Genomic DNA, 17,092 nt, shown 5'->3' on the forward strand with positions numbered 1-17,092 from the left:
CCGGATCTCCGGCCGGTGACTGCGAGGATCCGGCACCATGCGAGTAGTAGTACAAAATGACAAAAATAGTGCACATCGTGGCAGGTCGTCCGTCCGGGGCGGCATCGCCCTGCTCGCCGTCACCGCCGTCGTCTCCGGCTGCACGGCGCCCGGCGGTGACGCGGACGTCCGCCCCGCCTCGGGCCGGCAGCCGCACCAGGCGCCCCCCGCCCCCCGCCTGGACGACTACGACGCCCGGCGCGCCGCCGACCGTGCCACCCTGGCCGCCGCCGCCCGCCGCTGGGGCCTGGACGAGGTACCCCTGACGCCCCCGCGGCCCCCGGCGCACAAGCCGCGGATCACCGCCCGCGACGGCTTCGAGGTCGAGGGCCAGGAGGAACTGGGCCTGCCCCCGGTCTTCACCACGATCCCCACCCGGCAGAAGGTCGTCTTCCTCACCATCGACGACGGCGCCGAGAAGGACCCGGCGTTCCTGCGCATGATGGCCGACCTGAAGATCCCCTACACCGCCTTCCTCAGCGACTACCTGGCCAAGGACGACTACGGCTACTTCCGGACGATGCAGTCGCAGGGCGTCACGCTCAACAACCACACCCTCCACCACCCCTACCTGCCCGGCCTGTCCTACGAGGAGCAGCGGGACGAGATCTGCGGCATGCAGGACATCCTGGAGAAGCAGCTCGGCAAGCGCCCGGCCGTCTTCCGCCCGCCCTACGGCAACTACAACCGGGACACCCTGGTCGCCGCCAAGTCCTGCGGCATCAAGTACGCGCCGATCTGGGACGAGGAGGTCTTCGTCGACCACTGGGAGTACCGCGAGTGGGACCGCAGCCTGCACCCCGGGGACATCGTGCTCACCCACTTCCGGGGCCGCTCCGACTGGGACGGGTCCATGACCGACATGGTCAGACGGTTCCTGAACAAGGTCACCCGCGAGGGCTACGCGGTGGCACGCCTGGAGGACTACCTGTGAGGCGCCCGGGGCGGTCCACGGCGGCGGCACGGTGCAGGACGCCGGCCGCCGCCGCCCTGGCCTGCGTCCTGCTCCTGGCCGGCTGCGCCCAGTCCGTCGACCCCATCGAACGGCTCGGCAAGAAGGCCGCCCAGGGCGTGCGGTCGCACGGCCCGGCCACCCGGCAGCCCTACCGCCAATGGGGCCTGAGCGCCCCGCTCGCCCCGGCTCCTGAGCCCGCCGCGCGCCCCCTGCCGGCCGGCACCGCGGGCCGCTCCCTGCCCCCGGTCGTGGACCATGTGACGACCTCCGACCCGGTCGTCTTCCTCACCTACGACGACGGCGCCGAGCGGGACCCCCGGTTCATCGACATGGTCCGCGACCTGCGGCTCCCGGTCAGCTTCTTCCTCACCGACAGCGTCGTCGGCCCGGGCTACGGCCACTTCGCCCGCCTCCGCTCGGTCGGCGCCGACGTCCAGAACCACACCCTCGACCATCCCGCCCTGCGCGGACTGCCCTACGCGGGGCAGCGCGCCGAGATCTGCGGCCAGCAGGACAAGCTCAGGTCCCGCTTCGGCATCCGCCCCCGCCTCTTCCGCCCGCCCTACGGCACATACGACACGACGACCCTGACCGCGGCGGCCGACTGCGGCATCGCCGCGGTGGTCCTGTGGCGGGCCGCGATGGGCGCCGACACCCTCGACTACGTCCGGGGCGACAAGCGCCTGCGCCCCGGCGACATCATCCTGGTCGGCCCCGACGAGTCCACCGGACCCACCCTCAGGGAGCGCACGACGCGCCTGCTCCGGCGGGTCCAGTCCGCGGGTCTGACCGTGGGCCGCCTGGAGGACTACCTGTGAGCCGTCGGGGCCACCTCGGCGGACGCGCCGCCGCGGATTGGCACTCCGCTTGACCGAGTGCTAATCGCAGTCATAGTCTCGGCTCTGGCACTCCCCCATGGAGAGTGCCAACAACGCGACGGGCAGGTCCGGCACCCGCGACGACGGATCGACCTGGTCGCCACCTCAGACAGTTAACCCCGTGAGATCTCCGAAGGGGGAGGTCGGATCGTGACGACCGCCAGCTCCAAGGTTGCCATCAAGCCGCTTGAGGACCGCATCGTGGTCCAGCCGCTGGACGCCGAGCAGACCACGGCCTCGGGCCTGGTCATCCCGGACACCGCCAAGGAGAAGCCCCAGGAGGGCGTCGTCCTGGCCGTGGGCCCGGGCCGTTTCGAAGACGGCAACCGTCTTCCGCTCGACGTCAGCGTCGGCGACGTCGTGCTCTACAGCAAGTACGGCGGCACCGAGGTGAAGTACAACAACGAGGAGTACCTCGTTCTCTCGGCCCGCGACGTGCTCGCGATCATCGAGAAGTAATTCACCCCGAAGCACTCGTGCTGTGAGCTGCGCCCCTGGCCCCGCCATCAAGAAGCCGGGCGCCCGGGGCGCAGCGTCTTTATCACCAGATTTCCGAGAGGGCTCCCGCTGCCATGGCGAAGATCCTGAAGTTCGACGAGGACGCCCGTCGCGCCCTTGAGCGCGGCGTCAACAAGCTGGCCGACACGGTGAAGGTGACGATCGGCCCCAAGGGCCGCAACGTCGTCATCGACAAGAAGTTCGGCGCTCCCACCATCACCAACGACGGCGTCACCATCGCCCGTGAGGTAGAGATCGAGGACCCGTACGAGAACCTCGGCGCCCAGCTGGTCAAGGAGGTGGCGACCAAGACCAACGACATCGCGGGTGACGGCACCACCACCGCCACCGTGCTGGCCCAGGCCCTGGTGCGCGAGGGCCTGAAGAACGTCGCCGCCGGCGCCTCCCCGGCCGCCCTGAAGAAGGGCATCGACGCCGCCGTCAAGGCCGTCTCCGAGGACCTGCTCGGCTCGGCCCGGCCGATCGACGAGAAGTCCGACATCGCCGCCGTCGCCGCGCTGTCCGCCCAGGACCAGCAGGTCGGCGAGCTGATCGCCGAGGCGATGGACAAGGTCGGCAAGGACGGTGTCATCACCGTCGAGGAGTCCAACACCTTCGGCCTCGAACTGGACTTCACCGAGGGCATGGCCTTCGACAAGGGCTACCTGTCGCCGTACTTCGTGACGGACCAGGAGCGCATGGAGGCCGTCCTGGAGGACCCGTACATCCTCATCAACCAGGGCAAGATCTCCGCCATCGCGGACCTGCTGCCGCTGCTGGAGAAGGTCATCCAGGCGGGCTCCTCCAAGCCGCTGCTGATCATCGCCGAGGACGTCGAGGGCGAGGCCCTGTCGACCCTCGTCGTCAACAAGATCCGCGGCACCTTCAACGCCGTCGCGGTGAAGGCCCCGGGCTTCGGCGACCGCCGCAAGGCGATGCTGCAGGACATGGCGATCCTCACCGGCGCCACCGTCATCTCCGAAGAGGTCGGCCTCAAGCTGGACCAGGTCGGTCTCGACGTGCTCGGCACCGCCCGCCGCGTCACCGTCACCAAGGACGACACCACCCTCGTCGACGGTGCCGGCGACAAGTCGGACGTCGAGGGCCGCATCGCGCAGATCAAGGCCGAGATCGAGAACACCGACTCCGACTGGGACCGCGAGAAGCTTCAGGAGCGCCTTGCGAAGCTGGCCGGCGGCGTGTGCGTGATCAAGGTCGGCGCCGCCACCGAGGTGGAGCTGAAGGAGAAGAAGCACCGTCTGGAGGACGCCATCTCCGCGACCCGCGCCGCGGTCGAGGAGGGCATCGTCTCCGGTGGTGGCTCCGCGCTCGTCCACTCCTCCAAGGTCCTCGACGGCAACCTCGACAAGTCCGGCGACGAGGCCACCGGTGTCGCGGTCGTCCGCAACGCCGTCGTCGAGCCGCTGCGCTGGATCGCGGAGAACGCGGGCCTTGAGGGCTACGTGATCGTCTCCAAGGTCAAGGAGCTGGACAAGGGCAACGGCTACAACGCCGCCACCGGCGAGTACGGCGACCTGGTCAAGGCCGGCGTCATCGACCCGGTGAAGGTCACCCGCTCCGCCCTGGAGAACGCCGCCTCCATCGCCTCCCTCCTGCTGACGACCGAGACCCTGGTCGTCGAGAAGAAGGAAGAGGAAGAGCCGGCCGCCGCGGGCCACGGCCACGGCCACGCCCACTGACACCCGGCAGCGAAGGCCCGGCACCCGAAAGGGCGCCGGGCCTTCGCGTTGCCCGTCGCGGTCACTGCTCCAGCTGGTCGAGGGCGCCCAACTGCTGCATCAGCCCCAACTGGTCGTGCTGCCACCATGTCTCGGCGATCCGGCCGTTCGCGCCGAACCGGAAGACGGTGGTACCGGTCGTGGTCACCCGCCTGCCCGTGGCGGTGATCCCCAGGAACTCCCCCCGGTGCGTGGCGTTCCAGGTCCAGCGGGCACAGGCCCGGTCACCCTGGACGATCAGGTCCTCCACGGTGAAGGCGGCCTCGAAGGCGGCCCGCCACATCCGGTACTCGGCGCGAACCGAGTCCAGCCCGATCGTGTCCTGCGGATTGAGGGGATCGTGGCTGTGCACGTCCTCGTCGAGGAGATCGTTCAGCGGCCCCAGCTCACCCGGCGCCGCGAGCGTCGCGAAGAAGCGCCGCACCGTCTCCGCGCCCAGCGGCTCGTCGCGTACGACGTCCAGGTCGATGAACGTCGGCATCTCGTCGCACAGGGCCACCAGCTGCCGGTACACCTTGTCCGTCTCGGGAAGGTTCGAGTTCCGCATCGCGTCCGCGTACGAGGGGAACTCCACGATCTCGACGATGTGCGACGCGTCGGACCGGTCCTTGCCGACCAGGTCGTATGTCGCGGTCCGCTTCCCCTTGGTCTGCTGGACCCATGTGTCCAGCAGCCGGTTCATCTCGTCGAACCGGCTCGTCCTGCACTCGATGAGCTGTACGAACGTCATGACGCCGCCTCCGGCCCCCCTGGGTCCGGTTCCGTCCCGCCCATCCTCCCACCGGAGCGGCGCCCTCACCTTCGGCGCGCGAGGGTTCGCCGGGGGCTCAGCGCGGTCCGTACCTGCGCCCGGTCCGGGAGCTGATGCCGCCCACCAGTTTGCGCGGGGCCACCTTCGCCAGCCCCATCAGCGCCTTGTACCGCGGATCCGGAATGGACAGCGTCCTGCCGCGCGCCAGGTCCGCGAGCGCCGTCTCGACCAGCTTGTCCGCGTCCAGCCACATCCACCCGGGGATGTTGTCCGTGCCCATACCGGCCCGCTGGTGGAACTCGGTGCGCACGAACCCGGGGGCCAGCGCCATCAGCCGGACGCCCGTACCGGCCAGATCCCTCGCGACCCCCTGGGTGAACTGCACGACCCACGCCTTGGACGCCCCGTACGTGCCCCGCGGCACGAAGGCCGCCACCGAGGCCACGTTCACGATCCCGCCGCGCCCGCGCTCCCGCATCGCCTCGCTCGCCGCCGACGTCAGCCGCAGCACCGCCTCGACGTGCACCTTGAGCATCCGCAGCTCGTCGGCCAGCGGTACGTCCAGATAGCGGCCCTTGTTGCCGAAGCCGGCGTTGTTGATCAGCAGGTCGACGGGGTTCTTGCGGTCGCCGAGCCGGGCGGCGACCGCCTCGATGCCCTCGTCCCGAGCCAGGTCGGCCGTCAGCACCTCCGCCTCGATGCCGTGCCGGTCGTGCAGCTCGGTCGCCTGCTCGCGCAGCCGTCCGGTGTCCCGTGCGACCAGGACCAGGTCATGCCCGTCCGCCGCCAGCCGCCGCGCGAACGCGGCGCCGATCCCCGCCGTCGAACCCGTAATCAGAGCCGTTGTCATGGCCCAAGAGTAGTTACCCGCAGGGACGGCATCCGTTCCGTGCGCGCGGCCCTCCAGCCGGTGCGACGCCCGTTCGCGGGCCGACCATCGCGGCCGCTCACACGCCCTGGCCGCCGTGCTTCGCCACGTACGCGCGGGCCTCGGCCAGGGCCTCCGGGTGCAGGGCGCGGCCCGCCGCGAGGATGCGGGGCAGCAGCTCCCGCTCGGTGGTCTCCGCGCGGAACTGCACGGCGACCGTCACATCGTGGTCCGGCCGGTACACGATCCGCACCGGGTCGCCCGCCTTGATCTCACCCGGCTCGATCACCCGGAGGTAGGCACCGGGCGCACCCTTCCGCGTGAACCTCCGCACCCACCCCCGCTCGCCCAGGTGGGCCTGGAACGTCCGGCACGGGATGCGCCCGCAGGTGACTTCGAGCACGACGTCCGGGCCGATGCGCCAGCGCTCGCCGATCAGCGCGCCGGAGACGTCGAGACCGCGCGTCGTCAGGTTCTCCCCGAAGGCGCCGTCGGGGAGCGTCCGGCCCAGCTCGCCCTCCCAGTCGTCCAGGTCCTCGCGCGCGACCGCGTACACCGCCTGGTCGTCGCCGCCGTGGTGGCGCAGGTCACAGACCGCGTCCCCGGCGAGGCCGCTTCCGCCGCTGCCCTTCGGGCCCGGCGCGGCCACCCGCACCGGCCCGTCCACCGGACGCTTGTCGATGCCGGTCAGCCCGTCCGGCTGGTCCGTGTAGTCGACGGCCTTCGGGCGCCCCACATTCACCGAGAGAAGCTGCATGCCGGGCACCGTACGGCAGCGCGCTCAAAGCGTCGACGCAATATCGGGCGCTTCGCCCAAGGTCGGCTTATGCTCGAAGGGTGATCGAGGCCCGTCATCTGCGCGCCCTGCGCGCCGTCGCCACCACCGGCTCCTTCTCGGCGGCCGGCCGGGAACTGGGCTGCACCCAGCCGGCCGTCAGTCAGCAGATGAAGGCCCTGGAGACATCGGTCGGCACCCCGCTGCTGGTCCGCAGCGGTCGTGAGATGCGTCTGACGGAGGCGGGCGAGGCGCTGGTACGGCACGCGTCGGGAATCCTCGCCGGGCTGACCGCGGCCGAGGAGGAGGTCGCCGCGATCGCCGGGCTGCGGGCCGGCCGGGTCCGCCTGGTGTCCTTCCCGAGCGGCAGCTCCACCCTCGTCCCCACCGCCCTCGCCGCGCTGCGCGCCGCCCACCCCGGCACCCGCGTCTTCCTTGAGGAGGCGGAGCCCCCGCACTCGGTGGATCTGCTGCGCGCCGGCGACTGCGACGTGACCCTGGCGTTCCGGTACGCGGACGCGACGGGCGCCGAGGAATGGGACGACCTCGTCGTACGGCCGCTGCTGACGGACCGTCTGGTGGCGCTGGTGCCCGAGCGGCACCGGCTCGCGGGCGCGCGGTCCGTCGCCATCGGCGACCTCGCCGCGGAACCGTGGATCGCGGGCTGTCCGCGCTGCCGCGGTCAGCTGGTCGAGGTGTGCGAGGGCGCGGGCTTCACCCCCCGTATCGACTTCGCCACCGACGACTATCCGGCGGTGGTCGGCCTGGTCGGCGCCGGACTGGGGGTGGCTGTCCTGCCGCAGCTCGCGATCGAGTCGGTCCGCCCGCGGGGCGCGCGCACGGTGGCGCTGGAACCGGCGGTACGCCGGGAGATCGTCGCCCTCACGCTGCCGGACCTGGCCCAGGTCCCGGCGGTGGCGGCGACGCTGGAGCAGTTGGCGCGGGCCGCCCGCCGGCAGTGAGGGGTACGGGCGCGGGCAGGCGTGCGCGTGCCGCCACGCCCAGTAGGCGGGGCGCAGCGGTATGGGGTTGCAGAAACGTTCCTTCAGGTGTTGGGTGCGGTGTCCCCACTGGTCGACGAAGCCGACACCAGCCGGTTCCGCGCCCGTCCCATCAGCTCCTCGCGCTCGTCCTCGGTCAGGCCGCCCCACACGCCGTACGGTTCGCGTACTGCCAGCGCATGCGCCGCGCACTCCGCGCGGACCGGGCACCTCATGCAGACCTCCTTGGCCGAGTTCTCGCGAGCACTCCGAGCCGCCCCGCGCTCACCCTCCGGGTGGAAGAAGAGCGAACTGTCGACCCCACGGCAGGCAGCCAGCAACTGCCAGTCCCACAGGTCCGCGTTCGGTCCGGGAAGGCGGGAGAAATCTGCCATTACGTGACCCCTTGTCGCCGTTCTGGGCGGATACGGTGCCAACGACCGTACATGTCCGGTCTAAGAAGATGAAAATATGACTCATTGCGAATCTAGCCCCAGACACCGTGAAATGGGAAGAAAAGGGGCTAAATGGGGCATAGGTTGTGATGAAAACTTGAGAGTCTGTCGGGCATGTATGCACCGTGTGCGCGCCCTCACGTAGAGTGCCGAAGATTGCACGCAGCCCCGTAACTCTTTCGAGTGACCGTCGTTGAGAGTGCGGAGGCGGTTGAGAACACAAGCGCTCGGGCAGGCGTCCGAGACGGTCGACCGCACAGGTGACGATTCCGTACCAGCCTGGAGGCTCAAGGTGACGCGCATCAGCTGCGGAGGGCGGCCATGACATCCGTCCTCGTCTGCGACGACTCCCCGCTTGCCCGAGAAGCGCTCCGCCGCGCGGTCGCGACCGTGCCCGGCGTCGAGCGTGTGACGACGGCGGCCAACGGCGAGGAAGTCCTCCGCCGCTGGGGTGCCGACCGCTCGGACCTCATCCTCATGGACGTACGCATGCCCGGACTGGGCGGCGTCGAGACCGTGCGGCGGCTGCTGTCCGCCGACCCCGGGGCCCGCATCATCATGCTCACCGTCGCCGAGGACCTCGACGGCGTGGCGCTCGCGGTCGCCGCCGGCGCCCGCGGCTATCTGCACAAGGACGCCTCGCGCGCCGAGTTGCGCGCCACGGTGACGCAGGCCCTCGCCGACCCGACCTGGCGGCTCGCCCCGCGCCGGCTGCGCTCGGCGGAGATGGGCGCCGCGCCCACCCTCACCGCGCGCGAGATCCAGGTGCTCGAAGGCATGAGCCACGGACGCTCCAACGCCGAGATCGGCCGCGAGCTGTTCCTCTCCGAGGACACCGTGAAGACCCACGCCAGGCGCCTGTTCAAGAAGCTCGGCGCCTCGGACCGCGCACACGCGGTGGCGCTCGGCTTCCGCTGGGGACTGGTCCGCTAGTGCCGCGGCAGGCACCGTCTGCCCGTCAAGGAACGGCGTCCGGTGCGTGCTTTCGGCGTGCCGGACGGAAGTCCACCTACCGGGCGTACTGGACGTACGTGGGCTTTCGGCCGGTGCAGCGAGAATGCGTGCAGGGCGTCGCGACGGGGTGAACGTTGCCTGTCGCGGCACTGGACCCCGCCGCCGGGTGTGCGCACGCCCTGGTGGCCCAAGGGTCGCCCAGGTCTTCGCGGTCGGTGAACTGCGGGCCGTCCGTGGCTGGTCACGCGGTTCCCCGCGCCCCCTCGGGGGCGCGGACACCGGTCCGGGCGGCACCGTCCGGCGGGTGCCCGCTGCTCGTTTCGCCGCGGATGCCGCATCCTTGAGGTGTGGAGTCTCTCGGGGACGAGTCGGTCGAGCGGAAGGGGAGGGCGCAGGAGATGAGTGCCGGCGCACCTGCTCATAACGCTTCGGTGCACAACCATCAGCACGATGCGACGGACCGGACGGCCACAGGGCACCATGGTCCGATGCGCGACGACGAGGCGGGCACGGCCCATGGGGCGATCGGTGCGCTCGTGCATCGCGCCGTCGACGGGGACGAGCAGGCCACGCACGACCTGCTCGCCCATGTCCACCCACTGGCGCTGCGCTACTGCCGCACCCGGCTGTCCCGGCTCCCCGGCGACGCGCGTCACTTCGTCGAGGACCTGGCGCAGGAGGTCTGTGTCGCCGTCCTCCTCGCGCTGCCCCGCTACCGGGACACCGGCCGCCCCTTCGAGGCGTTCGTCTTCGCCATCGCCTCGCACAAGGTCGCCGACCTTCAGCGGGCCGCGATGCGCCACCCGGGCTCCACGGCCGTACCCTCCGACGAGATGCCCGAGCGCCCGGACGACTCCCTGGGCCCCGAGGAGCGGGCCCTGCTCAGCAGCGACGCCGAGTGGGCGAAGAAGCTGCTGGCCAACCTCCCGGAGAACCAGCGCGAGCTGCTGCTGCTGCGGATCGCGGTGGGCTTGACCGCGGAGGAGACCGGTCAGATGTTGGGAATGTCACCCGGTGCGGTACGGGTGGCGCAGCACAGGGCGCTCAGCCGCCTGCGGGCGCTGGCCGAGCAGTAGCCGGCGGCCGGGGGCCAGTGTCTGAACGGGCCGGACGCACGGTCCGTACGAACATACGAAGCCCGGGGCCGCCCCGGACCGTGGAAACCGTGGAATGGGACGGCCACGCTTCCCGTTAGCATGGACATCCGCACCGATCAAGGCCATTGGGGAAGGTGTCATGACTGCGAACGTCGACGGAGTGCCCGGTAAATTCGCGACACTCGGGCTGACCTACGACGACGTGCTGCTGCTGCCGGGCGCATCCGATGTACTCCCGGGCGCGGTCGACACCTCGTCCCGCATCTCCCGCAACGTCCGGGTCAACATCCCGCTGCTGTCGGCGGCGATGGACAAGGTGACCGAGTCCCGCATGGCGATCGCGATGGCCCGGCTCGGCGGCGTCGGCGTGCTGCACCGCAATCTCTCCGTCGAGGACCAGGTCAACCAGGTCGACCTGGTCAAGCGGTCCGAGTCCGGCATGGTCAGCGACCCGATCACGGTGCGCCCGGAGGCCACCCTCGCCGATGCCGACGCCCTGTGCGCCAAGTTCCGGATCAGCGGCGTCCCCGTCACCGACCCGCAGGGCCGGCTGCTCGGCATCGTCACCAACCGGGACATGGCCTTCGAGAGCGACCGCTCGCGTCGGGTCCGCGAGGTCATGACGCCGATGCCGCTGGTCACCGGCAGGGTCGGCATCTCCGGGGTCGAGGCGATGGCGCTGCTGCGCCAGCACAAGATCGAAAAGCTTCCGCTGGTCGATGACGAGGGCGTGCTCAAGGGCCTCATCACGGTCAAGGACTTCGTCAAGGCCGAGCAGTACCCGAACGCGGCCAAGGACGCCGAGGGGCGGCTGCTCGTCGGCGCCGCGGTCGGCGCCAGCCCCGAGGCCCTGGAGCGTGCCCAGGCACTCGCCGAGGTCGGCGTGGACTTCCTGGTCGTCGACACCTCGCACGGTCACAACAGCAACGCCCTCAGCTGGATGTCGAAGATCAAGTCGAGTGTTTCCGTCGACGTGGTGGGCGGCAACGTCGCCACCCGGGACGGCGCGCAGGCCCTCATCGACGCCGGTGTCGACGGGATCAAGGTGGGCGTGGGCCCCGGTTCGATCTGCACGACCCGCGTGGTGGCCGGCATCGGCGTGCCGCAGGTCACCGCCATCTACGAGGCGTCCCTCGCGGCCCGTCCGGCCGGTGTCCCGCTGATCGGCGACGGCGGTCTGCAGTACTCCGGCGACATCGGCAAGGCACTGGCCGCCGGCGCCGACACGGTGATGCTGGGCAGTCTCCTCGCGGGCTGCGAGGAGTCGCCCGGGGAGTTGCTGTTCATCAACGGCAAGCAGTTCAAGTCGTACCGCGGCATGGGTTCGCTGGGCGCCATGCAGTCCCGCGGCCAGGCCCGCTCGTACTCGAAGGACCGCTACTTCCAGGCCGACGTCGCCTCCGACGACAAGCTCGTGCCCGAGGGCGTCGAGGGCCAGGTCCCCTACCGCGGCCCGCTGGCCAATGTGCTGCACCAACTGGTCGGCGGCCTGCGCCAGACCATGGGCTATGTGGGCGCGGCCACCATCGAGGAGATGGAGTCCAAGGGCCGCTTCGTCCGGATCACCTCCGCGGGCCTCAAGGAGAGCCACCCGCACGACATCCAGATGACGGTCGAGGCGCCCAACTACAGCCAGCAGTGACCCACGCGCGCGTGCGCCGCGCGTGACGGACGTCCCGAGGGCGGCCCCGGATCTTCCGGGGCCGCCCTTGTCGTGCCTGGCCCCCGCCGTGTCCGGGAGCGGGCGGTGCCCGGCCACCTGAGCGGGGGCGGTGTGCGGCCCGTCGGCGATACTGGAAGACGCTGAACGCATCAGGGAAAGGCCACAGACGTGACTGAGATCGAGATCGGGCGCGGCAAGCGCGGCCGCCGGGCGTACGCCTTCGACGACATCGCCGTCGTACCGAGCCGCCGTACGCGGGACCCGAAGGAGGTCTCGATCGCCTGGCAGATCGACGCCTACCGCTTCGAGCTGCCCTTCCTGGCCGCCCCCATGGACTCCGTCGTCTCCCCGGCCACCGCGATCCGCATCGGCGAGTTGGGCGGCCTGGGCGTGCTGAACCTGGAGGGGCTGTGGACGCGGTACGAGGACCCGCAGCCGCTGCTGGACGAGATCGCCGCCCTGCCCGCCGAGGCGGCGACGCGGCGGCTCCAGGAGGTCTACGCGGCCCCCATCCAGGAGGAGCTGATCGGCGCGCGCATCAAGGAGGTGCGTGACTCGGGCGTGGTCACGGCCGCCGCGCTGTCCCCGCAGCGCACCGCCCAGTTCTCCAAGGCGGTGGTGGACGCGGGCGTCGACATCTTCGTCATCCGCGGTACGACGGTCTCCGCGGAGCATGTGTCCTCCTCGCACGAGCCGCTGAACCTGAAGCAGTTCATCTACGAGCTGGACGTCCCGGTGATCGTCGGCGGCTGTGCCACCTACACGGCGGCCCTGCATCTGATGCGCACCGGCGCGGCCGGTGTGCTGGTCGGCTTCGGCGGCGGCGCCGCGCACACCACGCGCAATGTGCTCGGCATCCAGGTGCCGATGGCCACGGCGGTCGCGGACGTGGCCGCCGCGCGCCGGGACTACATGGACGAGTCCGGCGGCCGGTATGTGCATGTGATCGCGGACGGCGGTGTCGGCTGGTCCGGGGACCTGCCCAAGGCGATCGCCTGCGGCGCGGACTCGGTGATGATGGGCTCCCCGCTGGCCCGCGCCACCGATGCCCCCGGCAGGGGCCACCACTGGGGCATGGAGGCGGTCAACGAGGAACTGCCGCGCGGCCAGAAGGTCGACCTCGGCACGGTGGGCACGATCGAGGAGATCCTCACCGGCCCGTCCCACAGCCCCGACGGTTCGATGAACTTCTTCGGCGCCCTGCGCCGGGCCATGGCGACCACCGGTTACAGCGAGCTGAAGGAGTTCCAGCGGGTGGAGGTCACCGTGGCGGACTCGCAGCACCGGCGGTGAGCTGACACCGCGCTCGACCTGAGGCGCCGGCAAGGGCTCGGCCGCTCCTAGTGGGGGTGGCCGAGCCCTTCTGTGTGCCCAAGTGGCTCGGCGGGGGCGCGCGTTGTGTGTGCGGGGCGCGCGGTTGCGTTCGGGGCGAATATGGGCTGAACGGGCGAACCGAGCAGGTAGCGTCAGTGATCGGCGACCCCGTTCTCTGGGGCGCCCCCTTCCAAGGACACGGTCCGGACCCCGCCCTCGGGGCCCGGCCCGAATTCCGACGGACCGCCCTACCGGGCCTCTGGGCGGCATCGTGGAAGGGGGCGCGCCCATGGGCCGTCACCGCAAGCCCACCCGCTGGGACCGCATTCGGCTTCGGCTGGTGAAGTTCCGGAGGAGGTGGATCTTGCGGATTTACGGCCGGTGAGCGGCCGCCCCCAGGAGAATTAGGGGCGGACACCCGTAAACCGGTCAGGAGCCCGCTGCAGTAGCCCTCTGCGGTGGGCTCCACCCTTTTGTACGGTACCGGATCCGCTGTGGGGCGGTCCGGTTCCGGAGGAGGTGGATCTTGCGGATTTACGGCCGGTGAGCGGCCGCCCCCATGAGGACTAGGGGCGGACACCCGTGAACCGGTCAGGAGCCCGCTGCAGTGGCCTCTGCGGTGGGCTCCACCCTTTACGACCGGGGTGAGCGGCCGCCCCCATGAGAGCTAGGGGCGGACACCCGTGAACCGGTCAGGAGCCCGCTGCAGTGCCCGCTGCGGTGGGCTTCACCCTTTACGACCGGGGTGAGCGGCCGCCCCCATGAGACGTAGGGGCGGACACCCGTGAACCGGTCAGGAGCCCGTTGCGGTTGGCCGCTACGGTGGGGCTCCACCCGATTTCGTACGCTACCCGTCGGCCGGCGCCCTGTGCCACCGGCTCTGGAGTGAGCCCCCGCCGCGTGCGCCCCCCTCACAACCGGTGCGCCGCTCCCGTGGGTGTGGCGCCCCGTGTGTCCAGCAGCAGTTGAGCCTTCACCGACAGGCCCTGCATGTCGTACGTGCGGTGCTGCTGGAGGAGGATCGTGAGGTCGGCGTCGGCCGCGGCCTCGTACAGGGAGTCGGCGCGCGGGACCGGGCGGTCCAGGACGCTCCAGGACGCGATGTGGGGGTCGTGGTAGCTGACGGAGGCGCCCAGTTCCATCAGCCGGATCGCGACCTCGTGGGCCGGGGTGCCCTGCTGGTCGGCGAGGTCGGCCTTGTAGGTGACGCCCAGCAGGAGCACGCGCGCGCCGCGTGCCGATTTGCCGTGCTCGTTGAGGAGGACGGCGGCTCGCTGGACGACGTACCGGGGCATGCGGCCGTTGACCTGCTGGGCCAGTTCGACCATGCGCAGCGGGCGGCCGGCGTGGCCGGTCAGGTCCTGCGGGACGCCGTGGCCGCCGACGCCGGGGCCGGGCCGGAACGCCTGGAAGCCGAACGGCTTGGTCTCCGCGCAGCGGATGACGTCCCACAGGTCCACGCCCAAGTCATGGCACACGACGGCCATTTCGTTGACCAGGGCGATGTTGACGTGCCGGAAGTTCGTCTCCAGCAGTTGCACCGTCTCCGCCTCGCGCGGTCCACGCGCGCGTACCACCTTGTCGGTCAGCCGTGCGTAGAACGCCGCGGCGGATTCGGTGCAGGCCGGGGTGAGGCCGCCGATGACCTTGGGCGTGTTGGCCGGGGTGTGGTCACGGTTGCCGGGGTCGACACGGCTGGGCGCGTAGGCGAGGTGGAAGTCGCGGCCCGCGCGCAGCCCCGAGCCCTTCTCAAGGAGGGGCCGCAGGAAGTCCTCGGTGGTGCCCGGGTGCACCGGCGACTCCAGGATCACCGTGGTGTGCGGGCGCAGCCGGGCCGCCAGGGTGCGGGCGGCGGACTCCACCTGGCTCAGGTCGAGCCCGCCGTCCACGCCCCGTGGGGTGGGCGCGCAGATCACCGCGGTGCGCACCCGGCCGAGCCCGGCCGGGTCGGTGGCGGGCCGGAAGCCCCCCGAGAGCATCCGGCGCAGTTCGGCGGGGCTGAGCGAGCCGGTCTCGGGCCCGGTGGCGTAGCCGAGCGTGGGGATGCCGGCGGCGACGGCTGCCTGGGCGAGGGGCAGGCCGTAGGGGCCGAGTCCGATGACGGCGAGGTCTGCGGGCATGCGTGGGCCGTCCTTCCCAGTAGCCGAAGCGGGACAGGTGCGCAAGCCCGGTGGACAGGACGGGCGAGCGCAATGTCACACTAGGAGTAAATATGACCGTGATGTGGGATTGTGTTCTTGTGTCTTGCGGTGGTCTTCCGCTGGCCACGCGGTCGTTGTCCACAGGCTGGGGGCGAGTGGTGGCTGAAGTCGGGCAAGCCGGTCAGAATTTGGGCATGAGGAGGGGACGAACCGGGCTTCGCCCACCGGGTGCGGCCGACGCGACCGACAGCGGGAGGCAGCGGTGAGGACAGCGGCACTGGGGCCGGCGCAGCGCGCGGAGTCACTGGCGCGCATGGCCGAGCGCGAGCTGGACATATTGGTGGTGGGCGGCGGAGTGGTGGGCGCGGGCACCGCGCTGGACGCGGTCACCCGCGGTCTGTCCACCGGCCTGGTCGAGGCGCGCGACTGGGCGTCGGGCACGTCCAGCAGGTCCAGCAAGCTGATCCACGGCGGCCTGCGCTATCTGGAGATGCTGGACTTCGCGCTCGTCCGCGAGGCGCTGAAGGAGCGCGGCCTGCTGCTGGAACGCCTCGCGCCGCACCTGGTCAAGCCCGTGCCGTTCCTCTACCCGCTCCAGCACAAGGGCTGGGAGCGGTTGTACGCCGGTTCGGGCGTCGCGCTCTACGACGCCATGTCGATGGCACGCGGCCACGGCCGTGGCCTGCCCATGCACCGGCACCTGAGCCGACGTCAGGCCCTGCGCGTCGCCCCCGCACTGCGCAAGGACGCCCTGGTCGGCGCCCTCCAGTACTACGACGCCCAGGTGGACGACGCCCGTTATGTCGCCACCCTCGTGCGGACCGCGGTGTCGTACGGCGCGCAGGCCGCCAACCGCGCGCGGGTGACCTCCTTCCTGCGCGAGGGCGAGCGGGTGGTCGGCGTCCGGGTGCAGGACGTGGAGGCGGGCGGGGAGTACGAGATCCACGCCAAGCAGGTCGTCAACGCCACCGGTGTGTGGACCGACGACACGCAGGCGATGGTGGGGGAGCGGGGACAGTTCCACGTCCGCGCATCCAAGGGCATCCACCTGGTCGTGCCCAAGGACCGCATCCACTCGACGACCGGGCTGATCCTGCGCACGGAGAAGTCCGTCCTGTTCGTCATACCGTGGGGGCGGCACTGGATCGTCGGCACGACCGACACCGACTGGGACCTGGACAAGGCCCACCCGGCCGCGTCCAGCGCGGACATCGACTACCTGCTGGAGCACGTCAACTCGGTGCTCTCGGTGCCGCTCTCCCGCGACGACGTCCAGGGCGTGTACGCGGGACTGCGCCCGCTGCTCGCCGGCGAGTCCGACGCGACCAGCAAGCTGTCGCGCGAGCACACGGTGGCGCACCCGGCGCCGGGACTCGTCGTGGTCGCCGGCGGCAAGTACACGACGTACCGGGTCATGGCGAAGGACGCGGTGGACGAGGCGGTGCACGGCCTGGACATGCGGGTCGCCGAGTGTGTCACCGAGGACGTCCCGCTGCTGGGCGCGGAGGGCTACGGGGCGAGGTGGAACGCGCGGGCGCGGATCGCCGCCCGCACCGGGCTGCACGTGGTGCGCGTGGAACACCTGCTCAACCGGTACGGCTCGATGGCGGAGGAGGTCCTGGACCTGGTCGCCGCCGACCCCTCGCTGGGCGACCCCCTGCAGGGCGCCGACGACTATCTGCGCGCCGAAGTCGTGTACGCCGCCACGCACGAGGGCGCGCGGCACCTGGACGATGTGCTGACCCGCCGGACCAGGATCTCCATCGAGACCTTCGACCGCGGTACGCGCAGCGCCCGTGAGGCCGCCGGACTCATGGCGGCGGTCCTCGGCTGGGACAAGGACCAGATCGAGCGTGAGGTCGAGCACTACGAGAAGCGGGTGGAGGCCGAGCGGGAGTCCCAGTTGCAGCCCGACGACCTCACCGCGGACGCGGCGCGGCTGGGGGCGCCGGACATCGTGCCGCTCTGAGCCGGCCGGGGCGACT

General features: G+C 71.1%; 15 protein-coding genes. 10 read left to right on the top strand and 5 right to left on the bottom strand.

Annotated elements, in window-relative coordinates; all coding sequences use genetic code 11:
* The first annotated feature begins 37 nt into the window (after positions 1–37).
* From AC27LF_RS18140 to groL, 4 genes are all read left to right on the top strand, one after another.
* Positions 38–973 (top strand): polysaccharide deacetylase family protein, encoded by a 936-nt coding sequence (locus AC27LF_RS18140; protein ID WP_479657049.1) that lies wholly within the window; start codon positions 38–40, stop codon positions 971–973.
* The gene (locus AC27LF_RS18145) at positions 970–1,812 is read left to right on the top strand and encodes a polysaccharide deacetylase family protein (RefSeq protein ID WP_479657050.1); all 843 of its coding nucleotides are present in this window, start codon (positions 970–972) and stop codon (positions 1,810–1,812) included. Before AC27LF_RS18140 ends, AC27LF_RS18145 begins: the two co-directional genes overlap by 4 nt.
* A gap of 210 nt (positions 1,813–2,022) precedes the next feature.
* Positions 2,023–2,331, top strand: a complete 309-nt coding sequence (groES, locus tag AC27LF_RS18150) for a co-chaperone GroES (RefSeq protein WP_132856129.1) — start codon at positions 2,023–2,025, stop codon at positions 2,329–2,331.
* A 113-nt stretch (positions 2,332–2,444) separates the two neighbouring features.
* Complete coding sequence (groL, locus tag AC27LF_RS18155) at positions 2,445–4,070, top strand: chaperonin GroEL (protein ID WP_404023510.1); 1,626 nt, start codon at positions 2,445–2,447, stop codon at positions 4,068–4,070.
* A gap of 61 nt (positions 4,071–4,131) precedes the next feature.
* Here the strand turns inward: groL and AC27LF_RS18160 are convergent, their stop codons facing one another.
* The 3 genes from AC27LF_RS18160 to AC27LF_RS18170 form a co-directional block, all read right to left on the bottom strand.
* Positions 4,132–4,839: an ester cyclase gene (locus AC27LF_RS18160; RefSeq protein ID WP_479657051.1), complete on the bottom strand. Its 708-nt coding sequence runs from the start codon at positions 4,837–4,839 to the stop codon at positions 4,132–4,134.
* A 97-nt stretch (positions 4,840–4,936) separates the two neighbouring features.
* Positions 4,937–5,710: an SDR family NAD(P)-dependent oxidoreductase gene (locus AC27LF_RS18165; protein WP_479657052.1), complete on the bottom strand. Its 774-nt coding sequence runs from the start codon at positions 5,708–5,710 to the stop codon at positions 4,937–4,939.
* A gap of 97 nt (positions 5,711–5,807) precedes the next feature.
* The gene (locus tag AC27LF_RS18170) at positions 5,808–6,485 is read right to left on the bottom strand and encodes an MOSC domain-containing protein (protein ID WP_479657053.1); all 678 of its coding nucleotides are present in this window, start codon (positions 6,483–6,485) and stop codon (positions 5,808–5,810) included.
* Between the two features lie 80 nt (positions 6,486–6,565).
* On the opposite strand from AC27LF_RS18170, the gene AC27LF_RS18175 reads away from it, so the two are divergent.
* Positions 6,566–7,465, top strand: a complete 900-nt coding sequence (locus AC27LF_RS18175; protein ID WP_479657054.1) for a LysR family transcriptional regulator — start codon at positions 6,566–6,568, stop codon at positions 7,463–7,465.
* 83 nt (positions 7,466–7,548) lie between these two features.
* Here the strand turns inward: AC27LF_RS18175 and AC27LF_RS18180 are convergent, their stop codons facing one another.
* On the bottom strand, positions 7,549–7,878 hold the full coding sequence (locus AC27LF_RS18180) for a WhiB family transcriptional regulator (RefSeq protein WP_404023505.1): 330 nt from the start codon (positions 7,876–7,878) through the stop codon (positions 7,549–7,551).
* 381 nt (positions 7,879–8,259) lie between these two features.
* On the opposite strand from AC27LF_RS18180, the gene AC27LF_RS18185 reads away from it, so the two are divergent.
* The 4 genes from AC27LF_RS18185 (at position 8,260) to AC27LF_RS18200 (ending at position 12,945) form a co-directional block, all read left to right on the top strand.
* Complete coding sequence (locus AC27LF_RS18185; RefSeq protein WP_003948568.1) at positions 8,260–8,871, top strand: response regulator transcription factor; 612 nt, start codon at positions 8,260–8,262, stop codon at positions 8,869–8,871.
* A 509-nt stretch (positions 8,872–9,380) separates the two neighbouring features.
* Entirely contained in the window at positions 9,381–9,968 is a 588-nt protein-coding gene (locus AC27LF_RS18190) for a sigma-70 family RNA polymerase sigma factor (RefSeq protein ID WP_030641278.1), read from the top strand.
* 160 nt (positions 9,969–10,128) lie between these two features.
* The gene (gene guaB / locus AC27LF_RS18195; protein WP_479657055.1) at positions 10,129–11,631 is read left to right on the top strand and encodes an IMP dehydrogenase; all 1,503 of its coding nucleotides are present in this window, start codon (positions 10,129–10,131) and stop codon (positions 11,629–11,631) included.
* A gap of 189 nt (positions 11,632–11,820) precedes the next feature.
* Positions 11,821–12,945 carry a GuaB3 family IMP dehydrogenase-related protein gene (locus tag AC27LF_RS18200; protein WP_479657056.1) on the top strand — a complete coding sequence of 375 codons (1,125 nt, stop codon included), beginning with the start codon at positions 11,821–11,823 and terminating at the stop codon, positions 12,943–12,945.
* Between the two features lie 932 nt (positions 12,946–13,877).
* Here the strand turns inward: AC27LF_RS18200 and AC27LF_RS18205 are convergent.
* Entirely contained in the window at positions 13,878–15,086 is a 1,209-nt protein-coding gene (locus AC27LF_RS18205) for a nucleotide sugar dehydrogenase (protein WP_479657057.1), read from the bottom strand.
* A gap of 283 nt (positions 15,087–15,369) precedes the next feature.
* Here AC27LF_RS18205 and AC27LF_RS18210 point away from each other — a divergent pair, with 283 nt between their 5' ends.
* Positions 15,370–17,076: a glycerol-3-phosphate dehydrogenase/oxidase gene (locus AC27LF_RS18210; RefSeq protein ID WP_479657058.1), complete on the top strand. Its 1,707-nt coding sequence runs from the start codon at positions 15,370–15,372 to the stop codon at positions 17,074–17,076.
* Positions 17,077–17,092 lie beyond the last annotated feature (16 nt).

It is taken from the genome of Streptomyces diversicolor (assembly GCF_057537855.1).

Coding starts and splice junctions, on each gene's coding strand:
- AC27LF_RS18170 (WP_479657053.1), bottom strand. CDS start 6,485: ATGCAGCTTCTCTCGGTGAATGTGGGGCGCCCGAAGGCCGTCGACTAC.
- AC27LF_RS18160 (WP_479657051.1), bottom strand. CDS start 4,839: ATGACGTTCGTACAGCTCATCGAGTGCAGGACGAGCCGGTTCGACGAG.
- guaB (WP_479657055.1), top strand. CDS start 10,129: ATGACTGCGAACGTCGACGGAGTGCCCGGTAAATTCGCGACACTCGGG.
- AC27LF_RS18140 (WP_479657049.1), top strand. CDS start 38: ATGCGAGTAGTAGTACAAAATGACAAAAATAGTGCACATCGTGGCAGG.
- AC27LF_RS18180 (WP_404023505.1), bottom strand. CDS start 7,878: ATGGCAGATTTCTCCCGCCTTCCCGGACCGAACGCGGACCTGTGGGAC.
- AC27LF_RS18205 (WP_479657057.1), bottom strand. CDS start 15,086: ATGCCCGCAGACCTCGCCGTCATCGGACTCGGCCCCTACGGCCTGCCC.
- AC27LF_RS18190 (WP_030641278.1), top strand. CDS start 9,381: ATGCGCGACGACGAGGCGGGCACGGCCCATGGGGCGATCGGTGCGCTC.
- AC27LF_RS18165 (WP_479657052.1), bottom strand. CDS start 5,710: ATGACAACGGCTCTGATTACGGGTTCGACGGCGGGGATCGGCGCCGCG.
- groL (WP_404023510.1), top strand. CDS start 2,445: ATGGCGAAGATCCTGAAGTTCGACGAGGACGCCCGTCGCGCCCTTGAG.
- AC27LF_RS18185 (WP_003948568.1), top strand. CDS start 8,260: ATGACATCCGTCCTCGTCTGCGACGACTCCCCGCTTGCCCGAGAAGCG.